15 protein-coding genes are annotated in these 15,556 nt (G+C 66.3%); 3 read left to right on the top strand and 12 right to left on the bottom strand.

The window, feature by feature from the left end:
• The first annotated feature begins 59 nt into the window (after positions 1 to 59).
• Complete coding sequence (locus tag QQL87_RS03210; protein WP_284419405.1) at positions 60 to 1,115, top strand: LysR family transcriptional regulator; 1,056 nt, start codon at positions 60 to 62, stop codon at positions 1,113 to 1,115.
• Between the two features lie 35 nt (positions 1,116 to 1,150).
• Here QQL87_RS03210 and QQL87_RS03205 read toward each other — a convergent pair whose 3' ends face one another.
• The 4 genes from QQL87_RS03205 to recO all read right to left on the bottom strand — a co-directional run bounded on the left by QQL87_RS03205 (position 1,151) and on the right by recO (position 4,665).
• Positions 1,151 to 1,561 (bottom strand): ACT domain-containing protein, encoded by a 411-nt coding sequence (locus tag QQL87_RS03205; protein ID WP_284419407.1) that lies wholly within the window; start codon positions 1,559 to 1,561, stop codon positions 1,151 to 1,153.
• A 36-nt stretch (positions 1,562 to 1,597) separates the two neighbouring features.
• Positions 1,598 to 2,584, bottom strand: coding sequence for a glutathione S-transferase family protein (locus tag QQL87_RS03200; protein ID WP_284419408.1), 987 nt, complete (start codon positions 2,582 to 2,584; stop codon positions 1,598 to 1,600).
• A 126-nt stretch (positions 2,585 to 2,710) separates the two neighbouring features.
• Complete coding sequence (locus tag QQL87_RS03195; protein WP_284419409.1) at positions 2,711 to 3,757, bottom strand: DUF2278 family protein; 1,047 nt, start codon at positions 3,755 to 3,757, stop codon at positions 2,711 to 2,713.
• Between the two features lie 155 nt (positions 3,758 to 3,912).
• Complete coding sequence (gene recO / locus QQL87_RS03190; RefSeq protein ID WP_284419410.1) at positions 3,913 to 4,665, bottom strand: DNA repair protein RecO; 753 nt, start codon at positions 4,663 to 4,665, stop codon at positions 3,913 to 3,915.
• 247 nt (positions 4,666 to 4,912) lie between these two features.
• On the opposite strand from recO, the gene QQL87_RS03185 reads away from it, so the two are divergent.
• Positions 4,913 to 6,361 carry a tetratricopeptide repeat protein gene (locus QQL87_RS03185; protein ID WP_284419412.1) on the top strand — a complete coding sequence of 483 codons (1,449 nt, stop codon included), beginning with the start codon at positions 4,913 to 4,915 and terminating at the stop codon, positions 6,359 to 6,361.
• A gap of 80 nt (positions 6,362 to 6,441) precedes the next feature.
• On the opposite strand, the gene QQL87_RS03180 is transcribed toward QQL87_RS03185, so the two are convergent.
• The 7 genes from QQL87_RS03180 to QQL87_RS03150 all read right to left on the bottom strand — a co-directional run bounded on the left by QQL87_RS03180 (position 6,442) and on the right by QQL87_RS03150 (position 12,303).
• Positions 6,442 to 6,822 carry a hypothetical protein gene (locus tag QQL87_RS03180; protein ID WP_284419413.1) on the bottom strand — a complete coding sequence of 127 codons (381 nt, stop codon included), beginning with the start codon at positions 6,820 to 6,822 and terminating at the stop codon, positions 6,442 to 6,444.
• A gap of 2 nt (positions 6,823 to 6,824) precedes the next feature.
• On the bottom strand, positions 6,825 to 7,751 hold the full coding sequence (gene era / locus QQL87_RS03175; protein WP_284419415.1) for a GTPase Era: 927 nt from the start codon (positions 7,749 to 7,751) through the stop codon (positions 6,825 to 6,827).
• Positions 7,741 to 8,802 carry a ribonuclease III gene (rnc, locus tag QQL87_RS03170; RefSeq protein WP_284419418.1) on the bottom strand — a complete coding sequence of 354 codons (1,062 nt, stop codon included), beginning with the start codon at positions 8,800 to 8,802 and terminating at the stop codon, positions 7,741 to 7,743. Before rnc ends, era begins: the two co-directional genes overlap by 11 nt.
• A complete protein-coding gene (lepB, locus tag QQL87_RS03165) occupies positions 8,799 to 9,560 on the bottom strand; it encodes a signal peptidase I (RefSeq protein ID WP_284419420.1) in 762 nt (253 codons plus the stop codon). Before lepB ends, rnc begins: the two co-directional genes overlap by 4 nt.
• 284 nt (positions 9,561 to 9,844) lie before the next feature.
• Positions 9,845 to 10,264 (bottom strand): holo-ACP synthase, encoded by a 420-nt coding sequence (gene acpS / locus QQL87_RS03160; protein ID WP_284419422.1) that lies wholly within the window; start codon positions 10,262 to 10,264, stop codon positions 9,845 to 9,847.
• Positions 10,261 to 11,028: a pyridoxine 5'-phosphate synthase gene (locus tag QQL87_RS03155; RefSeq protein WP_284419428.1), complete on the bottom strand. Its 768-nt coding sequence runs from the start codon at positions 11,026 to 11,028 to the stop codon at positions 10,261 to 10,263. Before QQL87_RS03155 ends, acpS begins: the two co-directional genes overlap by 4 nt.
• A 123-nt stretch (positions 11,029 to 11,151) precedes the next feature.
• Positions 11,152 to 12,303, bottom strand: a complete 1,152-nt coding sequence (locus QQL87_RS03150) for an FAD-dependent oxidoreductase (RefSeq protein ID WP_284419430.1) — start codon at positions 12,301 to 12,303, stop codon at positions 11,152 to 11,154.
• Positions 12,304 to 12,323: 20 nt separating this feature from the next.
• Between QQL87_RS03150 and QQL87_RS03145 the strand changes: the two genes are divergently transcribed.
• Positions 12,324 to 13,079: a TetR/AcrR family transcriptional regulator gene (locus QQL87_RS03145; RefSeq protein WP_349817277.1), complete on the top strand. Its 756-nt coding sequence runs from the start codon at positions 12,324 to 12,326 to the stop codon at positions 13,077 to 13,079.
• Here the strand turns inward: QQL87_RS03145 and QQL87_RS03140 are convergent.
• A complete protein-coding gene (locus QQL87_RS03140; protein ID WP_284419431.1) occupies positions 13,076 to 15,385 on the bottom strand; it encodes a RelA/SpoT family protein in 2,310 nt (769 codons plus the stop codon). The genes QQL87_RS03145 and QQL87_RS03140 overlap by 4 nt on opposite strands.
• Positions 15,386 to 15,556 lie beyond the last annotated feature (171 nt).

Here is a 15,556-nt window from a genome sequence, read left to right as displayed (position 1 = left end):
TTGACGCGCTCAGAAATCCAATGAATTGTTATGGCGTTATCAATGCATTGAAATCATCAATGGACAGTCCGACCCTGCGCCAGCTGCAGCAACTGGTCTACCTCGCGGAAGAGCGGCATTTCGCCCGTGCCGCCAAGCGCGCGCATGTCACGCAGTCGGCGCTGAGCCGCAGCCTGCAGACCTTGGAGGATGCAGCGGGGATGCGCCTGTTCGACCGCAGCTCGCGCTCGGTCGAGATCACCCCGGTCGGCGAGCGGCTGGTGGCGCATGCGCGGACCCTGCTCTCCGGCGCCGCCGATCTCGGCCGCGAAATGCGCATGCTGCGATCGGGAGACGCCGGAGAGGTTGCCGTGGGCGTCGGCGCGTTCACCGGACTGACGCTGCTCCCCGACGCGATGGCGCGGCTCTATGCCAAGCATCCCTCGGTCAGCGTCACGCTGGTGCAGGACAATTGGCGCGCGCTGATGGCCTTGCTGCATCAGGGCAAGCTCGATTTCTTCCTGGCGCACACCTCTGATATCCCTACCGACGACAGCGTCGAGCGCGAGCCGCTCGGCAGCCTGCCGGGTCACTTCTACTGCCGGCCCGCGCATCCGCTGGCAGGCCGCGCCGGGCTCTCAGCCCGCGATCTCGCCGGCCAGCACTTTGCCTCGGTCATCATTCCCGTGGAGTACAAGCGGCGCCTGAACGCGCTGATCGGCGCTCCCGACGGCAACGGCTTCGCCGTCACACTGGAATCCGAGAATGTCAGCCTGCTGACGCAGGTCGCGATCCGCTCGGATCTCATCCTGCTGGCGGGCGACGCCGTGCTCACCCAGGAGCTCGCGTCAGGGCAGCTGGTCCGGCTCAATGTCACGGAGTCGCAGGAGACCCGCGCCTCGGGCCTGCTGATGGCACAGTTCGGCATGCTCAGGCTGAAGGGGCGCACATTGTCGCCAGCGGCCATGATGCTCATGGAGCTTGTGCGCGCGGAGGCTGCGAGGATTCTGGATCCGCCGCGGCGGAGCCCCGTCACCACGAACCCGCCGCGCCGCGGCAAGCAGCCCTCCCCGCGTGGCAAGCCGGCCACCTCGCCGCCTCGGCGGACGGCGGCCGTCGCGAAGCGCAAAGGCTGACCGGAGGGCGGAGACTTGCCCGGCCTCGCCGCGCATCACTCCGCGACAGATCGCCGGGACATCTCCCGCAGCCGCAACAACGCCTCGTCGGCCCGATGCTCCGGCACGAACAGATGATCGTGGTGAAATGCCGAGACCGCGTTGACGCTGATCCCGGCGGCGGCCAGCTCGGTCGTGACGGCGGCCAGGAAGCCGATCGCATCCAGCGCGGACTGCACCGAGAGCGTGATGAGGCGGGCGGCGAACTGATGGGCGAGCCCTGCCTGCTCGGCGTCCTCGCGGCGCACGACGAGCGTGACCCCTTCGCGCTCGCGGAACAGCAGCAGCGGCGCCGGCATGGCAGCAAGATCGGCATCGGCACCGAGGGTGCAGAACACGAAGACGCCGTCCTGCAGCTCGGGCGTCATCGTCCGCAGCAGCGTTGTCAGATCACGCTCGGCCGGCATGATCCCGTCCCCTCTGCATTGAGGCTCGCTGCATTCTCACGCCGCAGACAGTCGCTCGCGCCCATGCGGTGCGGTGAAGTCCTGCAGCGGTCCGACCGGGACAATGCCGGTCGGATTGATGGTGCGGTGGCTCTCGTAATAGTGCCGCTTGATGTGCTCGAAATTCACCGTCGCGGCGATATCGGGCCACTGGTAGAGATCGCGCGTATAGGCCGCGAGATGCGGATAGTCCGCGATGCGGCGGATGTTGCACTTGAAGTGCCCGACATAGACGGCATCGAACCGGATCAGGGTGGTGAACAGCCGGATGTCGGCCTCGGTCATGACGTTGCCGAGCAGGAAGCGGCGCGTCGACAGCCTCTCTTCCAGCCAGTCGAGCGTCGCGAACAGCGGCCCGATCGCTTCCTCATAGGCTCCTTGCGTGGTCGCAAAGCCGCATTTGTAGACGCCGTTGTTGAGCGTGTCGTAGACGCGCGCATTGATCGCGTCGATCTCGCCGCGCAGCGCCTCTGGATAGTAGTCGCCGGGCGTAGCGCCGAGGCCGTCGAAGGCCGAATTGAGCATCCGGATGATCTCGGACGACTCGTTGTTGACGATGGTTCGCTGGGCCTTGTCCCAGAGCACGGGCACGGTGACACGGCCGGAATAAGCGGGATCGGCGGCGGTGTAGATCTGATGCAGGACCTCGGCGTGATTGAGCTGATCGGGCACCACGCCCGGGCCGTCGGCGAAGGTCCAGCCCTGCTCGCGCATCAGCCAGTGCACCACAGACACCGAGATCATGTCACCGAGCCCTTTCAGCGCGCGCATGATCAGGGTGCGGTGCGCCCACGGACAGGCGAGACTGACATAGAGATGATAGCGCCCGGCCTCCGCCTTGAATCCGGCCGAGCCGGTCGGGCCGGGCTTGCCGTCGGCGGTGACGAAGCTGCGAAAGGCCGAGTCCTTGCGGATGAAACGACCGCCGGAGGCCGCCGTTTCGTACCAGACGTCGTGCCATTGGCCGTCGACCAGAAGTCCCATCACATTCTCCTCACCGTCGCGCCGGGGCTGCGCCACCGCACCGGCCGCAGCAGAGGAGTACACGGCGTCCGGCCACAGCGCCAGCGCAGGAGCCCGCGCCGCTCGGGGCGCGGGCTCCGTCACGGGTCAGGACTGGAACGGGATGGTGCGGCCGGGCTGCGACGCCTGTTCGCGGGTATAGGACACGCCGTGCACCTTCACGCCCGCCGCATTCAACAAGGTGATGATGCCACCCTTGTTCGACAGCGCGACCGGCGCCGCGATCGGCACCACCAGGGTGGCGCCGCGTGCGATCGAGCCCTTGAGGCGCATCGCGTTCTTCTGCTTGTCCTTGAGCTGCCAGCCGTCGAGATCGATGTCGACATCGGCGGTGTTGAGCAGGGTCACGGTCTCGTGCTCCGGCGTGCGCACGTCGTTGACATAGGCCGCGATGATGCGGACCAGCCCGTCCGGGACGTCCAGTGGCGGGATGTGGTCGCGGTCCGGCGGGGTGTGCGGCGCCTTGGGATGATCGGGATCGCGCGGAATGATGACCTCGCCGCTGGTATCGTCCGAATGCCAGGCCTGGGTCTGGAATTTCAGGAAGATGGCGACCCATTGCTGCTGATCGGGAAACTCGAACATCAGCCCGCCATCCTGCCAGGGACCGTTGTCCTTGGCATATTGTCCCGGCGGATTGCCCTGATTGAAATGGATGTCGTGAATGCCGCGGCCGGGCTTGAAACCGAAATAGCGATCAGCCTTGTCTTCCGGTTTCCAGGCGATGCCGAAAGCGTAGATGAAGGCCGCCTCATCGGACATCGCACGCTGCACGTAGGAGTCGATCTTCTCGTTGAGATCGTTGTCGGGGCCGGCGGCCGACAACGGCAGCGGCTTGAGCTCCCACGGCTGCATCAGATTGCCCCGGATGAAGTCGAGCGCGACGCCGCCCGGCTTGCTCTGCAGCGGGTGCAGCCCTTCGGACAACGACTTGATGCCATCGGTGATCGGGTGCTCGAAGCGCGAGCGTACCAGGAACTCGACCTCACTGCCGTCCTGCGAGCGAACGTTGATGGCAATGCGATAGAGCTCGCCGTCGGCCGAGACCAGCACCTGGTAGTGCGGACTGCCGCCGGTCGCGAGACGGTTGTTGATCGGTCGACCCTTCAGCAGCGAATAGTCTTTCAGTGGCATCGTTGCCTCCCGTTGGCCTTGTCCGCAATGCGGATGGCTGCGCGCATGCGCCAGCCTGGACGATCAGCCCCTGTGCCAGACTACACTACTCTTTCGACGGGTCTGTGAACGAGATCACGCGCGGAACGTGTTTCGCGGCTGCAGGCGCCAGGCGCTCATTCCGCCGGCCGCGCCAGCCGCACCCGGGCGCGCATCACGGCATTGATGAAGCCCTCACGCGCATCAGAATGGCCCTGCCCGCGCGGCTCCAGCACGTGCCGATGCAGAAACAGGCCGGTCAGGCGGAAGCCGTCGACGAGGTCCTGGTCGGACCAGCCGTGGTCCTCCTCGCCGTCGCGCAGGAAGCGCGGCAGCGGCAGCAGCCGGTCGGCCCAGGGCGCGCCGGCGGCGCGGGACACGGCGCCGCCGGACTTCGGCGACACATAGATGAGCTCCGAGGTCTCGCCGGTCGCCGCGCAGGAGTCGAGATCGAGCCCGAAGCCGAGCTCGGCCAGGATCGCGAGCTCGAAGCGCACGATGTGCGCGGCGGCGCCGCCGGCCTCGGCGAAATCGTCGAGCGCGTGCTCGAGCCGGAGATACATGTCCTCGTGCGGATCGCGCTCCGGCAGCAGCCGGGCCAGCGACGCCAGATGGGTGATGCCATAGGCGCCATGCGAAGCGGACATCAGGTCGGCTGCGCGCAAGGTCAGCCCGTCGATCGCGTACATGCCGAGATGCTCGTCGAGCCGCGCTCGCCAGATCGCGCGCACGGTGTTGCCGGGCTGCAGGACCGGCCGCATGCGCTTGCCGCTGGCGCCGCGCACGAGGCCGAGATGGCGGCCATGCTCGCGCGTCAGCAGCTCCAGCACGGCGGAGGACTCGCCATGCCGCCGGATGCCCAACACGATGCCGTCATCCGTCCATTCCATCGCTTCTGCTGATCCTGCTCCGCCAGACTCACTCTTCGCCGCAAGCGGCGATGCCCGGCTCCGGGCTCATGATGGGATAGTAACGGAGAATACGCGGGCATGCAGCCCCGAAGGCCGGCTACCTCTTTGCGCGGCCGAGCCATGCATCGTGACCCGCGTGCCGGCGGGCACATGTGCTGCTTGACAGCGCACAACCTGAAGATGATGTTCCTTGTGACCGCACAATTGCCTGCAGGGAGCAGAGGTGATGGTTTTGCCCGCCGCCGGCCCGGCTCAGAAGGGCACGTCGCAGCGCGAAACGTTCGTCCGCCAGCTCGCGACCATCGAGCGCCTGACGCTGCAATTCTTCGGCATGCTGCTGGTGCTGATCTTCCTCTACGCGATGGCGACCGCCATTCACACGTGGCTCCTGGCGGACTTCTTTCACACCACGGGAATGTTGCTGGCGCTGAGCCTCGCGGCCGCAGGAGCTGGTGGCTTTCTCGGATTCCTGTTCGGAATTCCGCGCGCGCTGCAGCGTTCACCGCCGGCGCCTGTCACGGCCCCGCCGCAGCCGGCCAATACGGGGGCTGGCGGCGGCAATGCTGATCCCAATACCGATCATTCCGCCGTCAGCGCCCGCGCGGCGGCTTCGAGCCGCCTCTACGGCAGCAACACCAACCTGGAGGACATTTCCGACTGGGTGACGAAGATCATCGTCGGACTGGGTCTCGTTCAAGCCGGCACGATCTACAGCAAGATGTGGAATGCCGCGGCGAGGTTCAAGGAGGCGATGCCGGGCGCGACCGGCGCTGACGTCCTGTTCCTCTTGATGTGCGTTGCGGGCGGCATCGGCGGCTTTCTCTTCTTCTATCTCGAGACCAGGACCCGCATCGTGCTGCTGTTTGCGGATGCCGAGAGCGTCGCGGACGCGCCAGACCGCAGCGATGCCGAGGCGGTGATACGCGTGAACGAAGCGCCGATTCTCAACATCTCGCCGGCAGAGGGTGCGGGCGCGCGCCTGCCTCGTGTTGCTCCAGCCTCGAAGGAGGATCCCAAATTCCTCAACATCACGATCGACAAGCTCAAGGATGCCGACCAGTTTGCGGCCTGGGCTTCCGCACAGGCGCGCGCCGGCAACCTGCAGGCAGCCAATACCGCCTTGCAGCAGGCCATCGCGCTCAAGCCGCACGACAAGGATCTGCTCGTCAAGCTCGCGGAGACACAGGCCCTGCAGGGACGCTGGAGTGATGCCGCGCGTGCCCTGACCGAGGCCGAGCAGGACAAGAAGGACGACCCCGAGCTGCTCAGGCGCGACCTGTTCGTCAGCCTCTATCTGCGTCCGCCGGACAGCTTCAATCGCGCGATCCAGATCGCTGCAAGACTGCTGGCGCTTCCCAGCGGCATGAACGACCCGCGCGTTTATCTGTGGCTGGCCGCGGCGCAGGGACAACGCGCCGCCTACTACAAGGAACGCGATCACGATGAGTATGACGAGGCCTATGCCGATGCGCTCAATGCGGTCCGGAAAGTCGTCGAGTTGGAGCCGGACCCCGCCGGATCCTGCCGCCGGGCGCTGCGCGGCATGCTGGATCCGGCGCGCGAGGGCACGCCGGCGGAGGACAATGACCTTGAGATCTTCAAAGGCGATCCGGAGTTCGAAAAGCTGATCCTGGGCTCAGCTCCAGGTCGCTCGGAAACTGGACCGCCGCCATGAGTGTACGGTCCAGCAACGTCGGATTTTGCCGAGGAGCCGCGAGGGGATGGGAGTGAGGCGCGTGCCGATCAGCCCGCGGCTCAGGCGTTGAACCAGCCCCGCGCGTCACCGGTGAACGAGTAGTACAGTCCCATCGTCGTCAGCGCGCAGGAGATCACCTCCAGGCCGGCATCCAGCGTCATGCCCTTCTCGCCGATGATCTGGACCAGCGACATGCCGGAGAGCAGCAGTGCCGCGAGCAGCACCCAGCGCGGCCAGTTCTTGCGTCGCTGGGCCGCCAGATAGACGAAGTAGAACATCAGCAGGATGACGACGCCGTTCAGAATGGTCTGCGCGGTGATCATGTCCTCGGTGATCTCGAAGGTCGGTGTCCGGTCGGACACCGCAACCGACAGCGCATCCAGCATCAGCGAGATGTAGAGCAGCACTTCGAACCACAACACGTTGCGCGGCACGCTCATCATCATTCCCTGGGAAACTCGAGCCCCATTTCCCGGTAACGGTCGGGATCGTCGCCCCAGTTCTCCCGCACCTTCACGAACAGGAACAGGTGCACCGGCACTTCGGTGATCGCGGCGATTTCCTTACGCGCCTGCGCGCCGATCGACTTGATCGTCGCGCCGCCCTTGCCGAGCACGATCTTGCGCTGGCTGTCGCGCTCCACGAAGATCGTCTGCTCGATGCGGATCGAGCCGTCCTTGCGCTCGGTCCAGCTGTCGGTCTCGACCGTGGACTGATACGGCAGTTCCTGATGCAGATGCGAATAGATCTTCTCGCGGGTGATCTCGGCCGCGAGGTGACGCATCGGCGCGTCCGACATCTGGTCTTCGGGATAATGGAACGGTCCCAGAGGCACCATCTCCGCCAGCGCCCGCCTGAGATCGTCGACGCCGTCGCCGGACAGCGCCGAGATCATGAAGGTGCGCGCGAAAGACAGCTTCTCGTTGGCCGCCGCGACCAGCGCCAGCAGCTTCTCGCGCGGCACCAGGTCGACCTTGTTGACCACCAGGATCTTCTCGTGGGCGACGGTCGCGGCCTTGTCCAGGATCGCCTGCGCCTCGTCGTCGATGCCCTTCTTGGCATCGAGCAGCACGCAGACGAGATCGGCGTCATGCGCGCCGCTCCAGGCCGTCGTCACCATCGCGCGGTCGAGCCGGCGCTTCGGCGAGAAGATGCCGGGCGTGTCGACCAGGATGATCTGCGAGGCGCCTTCGATGACGATGCCGCGGATCAGCGCCCGCGTCGTCTGCACCTTGCGGGAGACGATCGTGACCTTGGACCCGACCAGCCCATTCACCAGCGTCGACTTGCCGACATTGGGCGCGCCGATCAGCGCGACGAACCCGCAGCGAGTGCCGGCGCCGCGTTCGGCCTGTTGCTCAGCCGTCATTGCTGCCGCCGCTGACGCCTTCACGTTCGATCATCACGGATGCCGCTACCTTTTCTGCCGCCCGTTTGGAGCCGCCGACACCTTCGGCCGGCTCGAGGCCCGGCAGATCGACGGCGACGCGGAACTGCGGATCATGATGCGGGCCGGTGCGCTCGACCTCGCGATAGACGGGCGTCGGCAGGCCCTTGCCCTGCGCCCACTCCTGCAGCACCGTCTTCGGGTCGCGCAGCGGACGCCGCGGCTTGTGCATGCGCTCGGTCCAGTTGCGCTCGACGAAGCCCGAGGCCGCAGCGTAGCCGCCATCGAGGAAGATCGCACCGATCACGGCCTCGCAGACGTCGCCCAGCACCGATTTGCGCAGCCGCGCCCCGGCGCCGGCACCGACCGCACCGAGCTTGATGTCATCGAGCAGGCCCAGCGACTTGGCGACGTCGGCGCAGCTTTCCTTGCGCACGAGGTCGGCAAGCCGCTTCGACAGCTCGCCCTCGTCCGCACTGGGAAACGAGCGGTACAGCATGTCCGAGACGATCAGGCCGAGCACGTGGTCGCCGAGAAACTCCAGGCGCTGGTAGCTGTCGCCGCGCTTCTTGGAGGACTTCAGCGCCGAAACATGGGTGAAGGCGGTGCTGAGCAGCGAGGGATCGGCGAATCGGTGGCCGATGCGCGCCTCGATCGCGGCATTGGCGGCCTTCTCGGCGCCCTTGGCGGTCTTGGCCGCGCCGGTCCCGGCGCTCTTGGTGCGTCGGCCGCTCTTCGCCTTGCCGCGCGGCTTGCCATCCGGATCGGTCTCGGCATCCGGCGCACTGATCTGCGCACCGCTCTCCGTCGTTTCGGTCGCAGATTCGACGACGTTCTCGCTCCTGGCTTCGGCCTTCGTCTCGCTTCTGGCTTCGATCTTCGTGTCCGCCTTCGCTTCCGCTTTGGGCTCAGCCTTCATCTCAGGTTTTGAGCGTGCAGCCGCCTTCGGCGCGGCCTCGACGTTGCCCGCGCCGGATTGCGGGCTCGCCGGGGCGGCCTGCGTGGTCTGGATCTCGGGTGAGTCGTCGATCATCGCACGATTTTGAACAGACGTTCCCAACGGATGGACATCGGCCAGCGCCAGAACGCCCAAGCATGCTCACCCTCTCGAATGGAGAAGAAGATCATCTGGGCGCGGCCGATGATGTTTTCGAACGGAACGTAGCCGACCGCCAGCGGCACGCGGCTGTCCGTCGAGTTGTCGCGGTTGTCGCCCATCATGAAGAAGTTGCCGGGCGGCACCGTATAGACGTCCGTATTATCGTAAGGTCCGTGGTCGAAGCAATCCAGCGACTCGTAGCTGACGCCGTTCGGCAGCGTCTCCTTCCAGCGCTTCACGCGCGCGATCGAATCGGCGGTGCCGCAGGGATCCTCGCCGACGAAATCGGTCAGCCGCTCGCGCTGAACCGGCACGTCGTTGATGTAGAGCAGGCCGTCGCGCATCTGGACGCGGTCGCCGGGCAGGCCGATCACGCGCTTGATGTAGTCGATCTCGGTGTCCTTCGGCAGCCGGAACACCACGATGTCGCCCCGCCTCGGCTCGGAGCCGAAGATGCGCCCCGCGAAGATGTTGGGCGACTGCGGAATCGAGAAATGGCTGTAGCCGTACGAATATTTCGACACGAACAGATAGTCGCCGACCAGCAGCGTCGCCTTCATCGATCCAGAGGGGATGTTGAAGGGCTGGAACAGGAAGGTACGGATCACCAGCGCGATCAGGAGGGCATGAACGACGACACGAACGGTTTCACCGACGCCGCTGTCAGTCTTGGTTCCGGAGGTCACGCTCATCGCTCTTTCAATGTCCCTGGGCGAATGGTCCGACGATTCGCCAGCCGTTGCATAACACCCCTCCGTCCGCGAACAACGTACCGTTCCGCGGCTTAAGGGAGTCTGTCCTGATTCTGGTGGTTAAGGCCAATTCCGGTTGCGCCGGAATCCGCCTGTGGTGCTGCCGGTTCGATCCCAGCGGGTTTTAGACGACTGCGCGGGGCCGCGCAATCAAGGGCCGCATCAAAATAACATAACACGCTGGAATCAATTGCATTTTTGTTTTCGTCGCCCCCCGGGCGACGTCACGACGGCCCCCTGGGCACCGCCGATATGATGACGAAAGCCTGCGCCAGCGGCCAGTCGTCGGTGATCGACAGGTCGATCCTGGCCTCGAGCCCCTCGGGGGTCAGCGCCTTCAGCCGTTCGGCTGCGCCGCCCGTGAGGTGCATGGTCGGCCGGCCGCCCGGCAGGTTGACCACGCCCATGTCGCGCCACCACACGCCGTGGCGGATGCCGGTGCCCAGCGCCTTGGCGCAGGCCTCCTTGGCGGCGAATCGCTTGGCATAGGTGGCGACGACCATCTTCTCGTTCTTGGCCCGCCGCCCGGCCTTGGCACGCTCGGTGGCGGTGAAGATACGGTTCAGGAAACGCTCGCCGTGACGCTCCATCACCTCGGCGACGCGGCGGATGTCGATCAGGTCGGAGCCGATGCCGATGATCATGCCGCCGTCCCCAGCCGGGCGCGGCCGCGATCCATCGCCGCGCGCATGGTTCGCACGCTCTCGGCCAGACCAACGAACAGCGCCTCCCCCATCATGAAGTAACCGATGTTGAGCTCGCGAATCTCGGGCAGCGCCGCGATCTGCTCGGCGGTGGCATAGTCGAGCCCGTGGCCGGCATGGACCTCGAGCCCTGCCGCATAGGCCTGCCGGGCGCCGGCCACGATCCGCTCCCACTCCGCCGCAGCCTTGTCATGATGGCCGTCGGTGATCGCATCGCACCAGCCGCCGGTATGAATCTCGATGACGGGCGCGCGCAGCCGCGCGGCCATCTCGATCTGGGCGGGGTCCGCGGCGATGAACAGCGAGACCCGGATGCCGGCCTCGCTCAGCCTGGCGATTGCGGGGGCGAGCGCGTTGTGCTGACCGACCACGTCGAGCCCCCCTTCGGTGGTGAGCTCCTCGCGCCGCTCGGGCACCAGGCAGCAGGCATGCGGCCGGGTCGCGAGCGCGATCTGCACCATCTCGTCGGTGGCGGCCATCTCGAAGTTCAGCGGCTTGGAAATCTCGGCCTTCAGCCGCGCCATGTCGTCATCGCGGATGTGCCGCCGGTCCTCGCGCAGATGCGCGGTGATGCCGTCGGCGCCGGCCTCGATCGCGAGCAGCGCCGCGCGCACCGGATCCGGCGCGCGGCCGCCCCGCGCATTGCGCAGGGTGGCGACATGGTCGACATTGACGCCGAGGCGCAGCGGGAGAGCAGTGGGCATGGCAGGCTCGCGGAGGTCTTAGGGGTGGATGCTCGATGTCTACATCATCTTCCGCCGGGAAGCCGCAGCGAAAGCTGCAGGGCACCTTTGACCGATCCGGCCCGCTCCGCCGTCCGTTTCGGATCAAGCCGTCGGGATGTCAGGCTCGGAAGCGAGGGCGGCGCCATTGAAGAACTCGATCAGCCCGAATGGAGCATCGTCGCGGAGGCAAAGTCCGAGCATCTCATGCGCACCCGCGGCGGTTGACCTGCTGCGCGAAAACATCGCCGCCTCGTAGACGGTCAGCGCTGCGTCGGCATCGTCCGGGTGCGCCGCGATGGCCTGCGCAAGCTCGGCGCCGTCCAGCATCGCCAGATTGGCGCCGTCGCCCGCAGGCGGCATCAGGTGCGCGGCGTCACCGATCAGCGTCACACCGGGAACGCGCTCCCAGCGATGCCCGATCGGCAGCGTGTGGAGCATGCGCAGGACCGGCCTGGTCTCGCTGGCCGTTATGAGCGCGGTCAGCGCCGGCGACCATCCGTCGAATTCGGCCGCAACCCGCGCGATCGCTGCGCTGGCATCGTCGAAATCGATGTCGGCAAACCATTCGGCGGGGCGGACCAATGCCACATAGGCGTGCAGGACGTCATCGGGCTCGCGATGCGCCATGATGCCCCGTCCCGGCGCCAGCGCAAACAGTGCGCCATCGCCGACAGCAGCCGCGGCGGCGGCATGATGCCGGTCGACGTCATGCAGACGGGTTTCGACGAACGACGTGCCGACATAGCTGGGCTGGGCGGCGGACAGCCGTGACCTGACCCTCGACCAGGCGCCGTCGGCTCCGACGAGGAGATCGGTGTCCACCATCGCGCCGTCGGTGAAGGTCAGCTGGTGCCGGCCTCCTCCGAGGGACCTGACGCCGACCACCTTGCGGCCCCACTGCACGGCTCCCTCCGGCAGCGACTCGAGCAGGATGCGCCGCAACTCTCCGCGCAGCACCTCGGGACGGCCCTTCAGGCCATCGTCGGGCTGTTCGAACAGCAGCCGCCCCTCGCGATCAGCTACCCGCGTCGCTGCTTTGCCATGGCAGATCAGATCGACGAACGCATCGAACAGACCGGCCGCCTTCAATGCGAGCTGCCCATCCTCCGCATGGATGTCGAGCAGACCGCCCTGCTCGCGCGCGCCGGCCGACGGCTCCGCCTCGTATACCGTGGCTTCAATGCCATGCACATGCAGAACGCGCGCAAGAGTGAGGCCGCCGAGACCCGCCCCCACGATCGTGACCCGACTCATTACAGCGCCCTCCTATTTGAATGGAACAACGTTCCATTGCTTTAGTGTTGGAACGTCGTTCCAGTTCTGTCAAGATGCCGGCGATGACGACCAGACCTCAGCAGGGCCGACGGCGCGCCCACGCGCTGTCGAAGGCGCAGATCGTCCGCGCCGCGATCGAGATCCTCGATCGCGACGGCGAGCATGCTCTCACCTTCCGCGCACTTTCAGCCCGCCTCGCAACCGGCAGCGGCGCCATCTTCTGGCACGTCGCCGACAAGGAAGATTTGCTGGCAGCGGCAACGGAGGAGATCATCGCCCGACTTGTGGCCGAGCCCGGCAACGATATGGAGCCGAAGCGAGCAATCCGCGCCGTTGCGCTCGCCGTGTTCGACGCGATCGACGCGCATTCCTGGCTCGGCGGCCAACTGTTCCGGAATCCGGCGCAGCCGGCCGCGTTGCGCATCTCGGAAATGATCGGCCGCAGCGTGCAGGCGCTCGGCGTGCCCGAGCGCGCTTTGTTCAACTGCTGGTCCGCACTCATCAACTACATGCTGGGCGTCGCCGCACAGAACGCGGCCAATGCGCGCCAGGCTCACGCCGAAGCGGACCGATCGGCGTTTCTGGCCAACGTGGCGAACCGGTGGGCGCACCTCGACCCAACCGAGTTTGCCTTTGTCCGGCAGGTCGCCGACGAGCTGCGCGACCACGACGATCGGGAGCAGTTTCTTGCCGGCATCGACCTCATCCTCGCCGGCATCGGCACACTTACGCGACGAGCAGATCCGTCGCCCTAGCCATTCACGCGGTCGACCCTCGCCACGATGGTCTTGGCGCGCAGCTGGTTGATGATCGCCGAGAGATGCTTGAGGTCGTAGACCTCGAGATCGATCGTCAGCTCGGTGAAGTCCGGCGAGCGGCGGCTCATGCTGATATTGTCGATGTTGCCGTCATGCTCGGCGATCACGGTCGCGACCTGGGCGAGGCTGCCGGGCTCGTTGACGTTCTCGACGCGGATCCGCGCCGGGAAGCGTTGCGGCGATGTCTCGTCGACGTCCCAGCGCACATCGAGCCAGCGCTCCGGCTCGTCCTCGAAATCCTTCAGCGCCGGCGACTGGATCGGATAGATCGTGATCCCCTCGCCCGGCGTGACGATGCCGACGATGCGGTCGCCGGGAACGGCGCCGCCATTGGGCGCGAACTTCACCGGCAGGCCGGAGTTCAGGCCGCTGATTGGAATCGCGAACGGACCGCGGTGAGGCTCGGTGGCCGGCGTCGTGGGCGACTTGGCGGCGGTTGCCGGCGCGGCCGTCTTCTTGGCGCCGTAGCGCACGACGCGCTCTTCCTTGTAGTCCGGATACATCGCGCGGGCGACGTCGGAGGCCTTGATCTCGCCGCGGCCGACCGCCGCCATCACGTCCTCGACCGAGGCGCGCGCCAGGCGCGGCAACGCGCCCTTGAGCTTGTCGTCGGCATATTCGAGCTTGGTGCGCTCGAACAGGCGTTCGACGATGCGGCGGCCGAGCCCGGCATATTGATCGCGCACGGCGGTGCGGGTGGCCCGCCGGATCGCCGCCCGCGCCTTGCCGGTGATGGCGAGCGTCTCCCAGGCCGAGGGCGGCGCCGACTGCGCATCGGAGGTCAGCACCTCCACCTCGTCGCCGTTCTGCAGCTCCGACGACAGCGCCGCGAACTTACCGTTGATCTTGCAGCCGACGGCGCTGTTGCCGACGTCGGTATGCACGGCATAGGCGAAGTCGATCACGTTGGCGTGGCGCGGCAGCGCGATCAGCTTTCCCTTGGGGGTGAAGCAGAACACCTGATCGTGAAACAGCTCAAGCTTGGTGTGCTCGAGGAACTCCTCCGGATTGGCGCTTTCGGAGAGAATCCCGATGGTGTGGCGCAGCCAGGCGAAGGCGTTGGATTCGCGCTTGAGCCGCTCCGTCGGCGAGGCGACGTCGTCCTTGTAGAAGGCGTGGGCGGCGATGCCGAGCTCGGCGATCTGGTCCATGTCCTCGGTGCGGATCTGCAGCTCGACGCGCTGCTTGCCGGGGCCGATCACGGTGGTGTGGATCGAGCGATAGTCGTTCTGCTTGGGCGTCGAGATGTAGTCCTTGAAGCGCCCCGGCACGACCGGCCAGGTCGTATGCACGATGCCGAGCGCGCGGTAGCAGGATTCGAGATCCGGCATGATGACCCGGAAACCGAAGATGTCGGACAGCTGCTCGAAGCCGATCGACTTGCGCTCCATCTTCGTCCAGATCGAGAACGGCCGCTTGCGGCGGCCGAACACGCGCGCGGTCAGGCCGTGGTCGCGAAACTTGCGCGAAAGCTGGCTCTCGATCTCGCCGATCAGGTTGCGGTTGCGATCCGCCAGGGCGTCGAGCCGCTGCATCACCACGCCATAGGCCTGCGGATCGAGCGTTCGGAACGAGAGATCCTCGAGCTCCTCGCGCATCTCCTGCATGCCCATGCGCCCCGCCAGCGGCGCGTAGATGTCGAGCGTCTCCTCGGCGATGCGCCGGCGCGAGGCTTCCGGCACGAATTCCAGCGTGCGCATGTTGTGCAAGCGATCGGCGAGCTTGACCAGCAGCACACGCACATCATCGGCGATCGCCAGCAGCAGCTTGCGCAGGTTCTCGGCCTGCTTGGCCTCGCGCGAGACCAGCTCGAGCCGCTTCAGCTTGGTCAGGCCCTCGACCAGCGCGCCGATCTCGGGCCCAAAGAAGCGGTCGATCTCCGCGCGGGTCGCCTCGGTGTCCTCGATGGTGTCATGCAGCAAGGCCGCGACGATGGTGGCATCGTCGAGCTTGAGGTCGGTCAAAATGGCCGCGACCTCGAGCGGATGGGTGAAATAAGGATCGCCCGAGGCGCGGGTCTGCGACCCGTGCGCCTTCATCGCATAGACATAGGCCCGGTTGAGCAGATCCTCGTTCGTATCCGGATTGTAGGAGCGGACCCGCTCGACGAGATCATACTGCCGCATCATGCGCGAACGCGGCTTCTGCGGCCGCGGCCGCTCAGCAGCAGGCGGCGCAGGCGCCAATGCGGCCGATTCGGCCGCCGCCTGCATCTGCTGAGGAGTGTGGCCCGGAACCACCATGGAAAATGACTAAACCTTTATCTTTGGGACCGAATCCGCCGGACGGCAGGCGACTGCCGCGTTCCTATGGTAATCACGAAATCACGTTCAAATGCAAAGGCCCGGACGAGGTCCGGGCCTTCACATTCTCACAAGTTGATCTGATCTCACGCGGACGGTGAGAAGAGTGCG

It is taken from the genome of Bradyrhizobium sp. SSBR45G (assembly GCF_030159255.1).
GTDB lineage: Bacteria > Pseudomonadota > Alphaproteobacteria > Rhizobiales > Xanthobacteraceae > Bradyrhizobium.
Note: the sequence above shows the minus strand (reverse complement) of the source record. Positions and strands in the feature narration are given on the sequence as shown.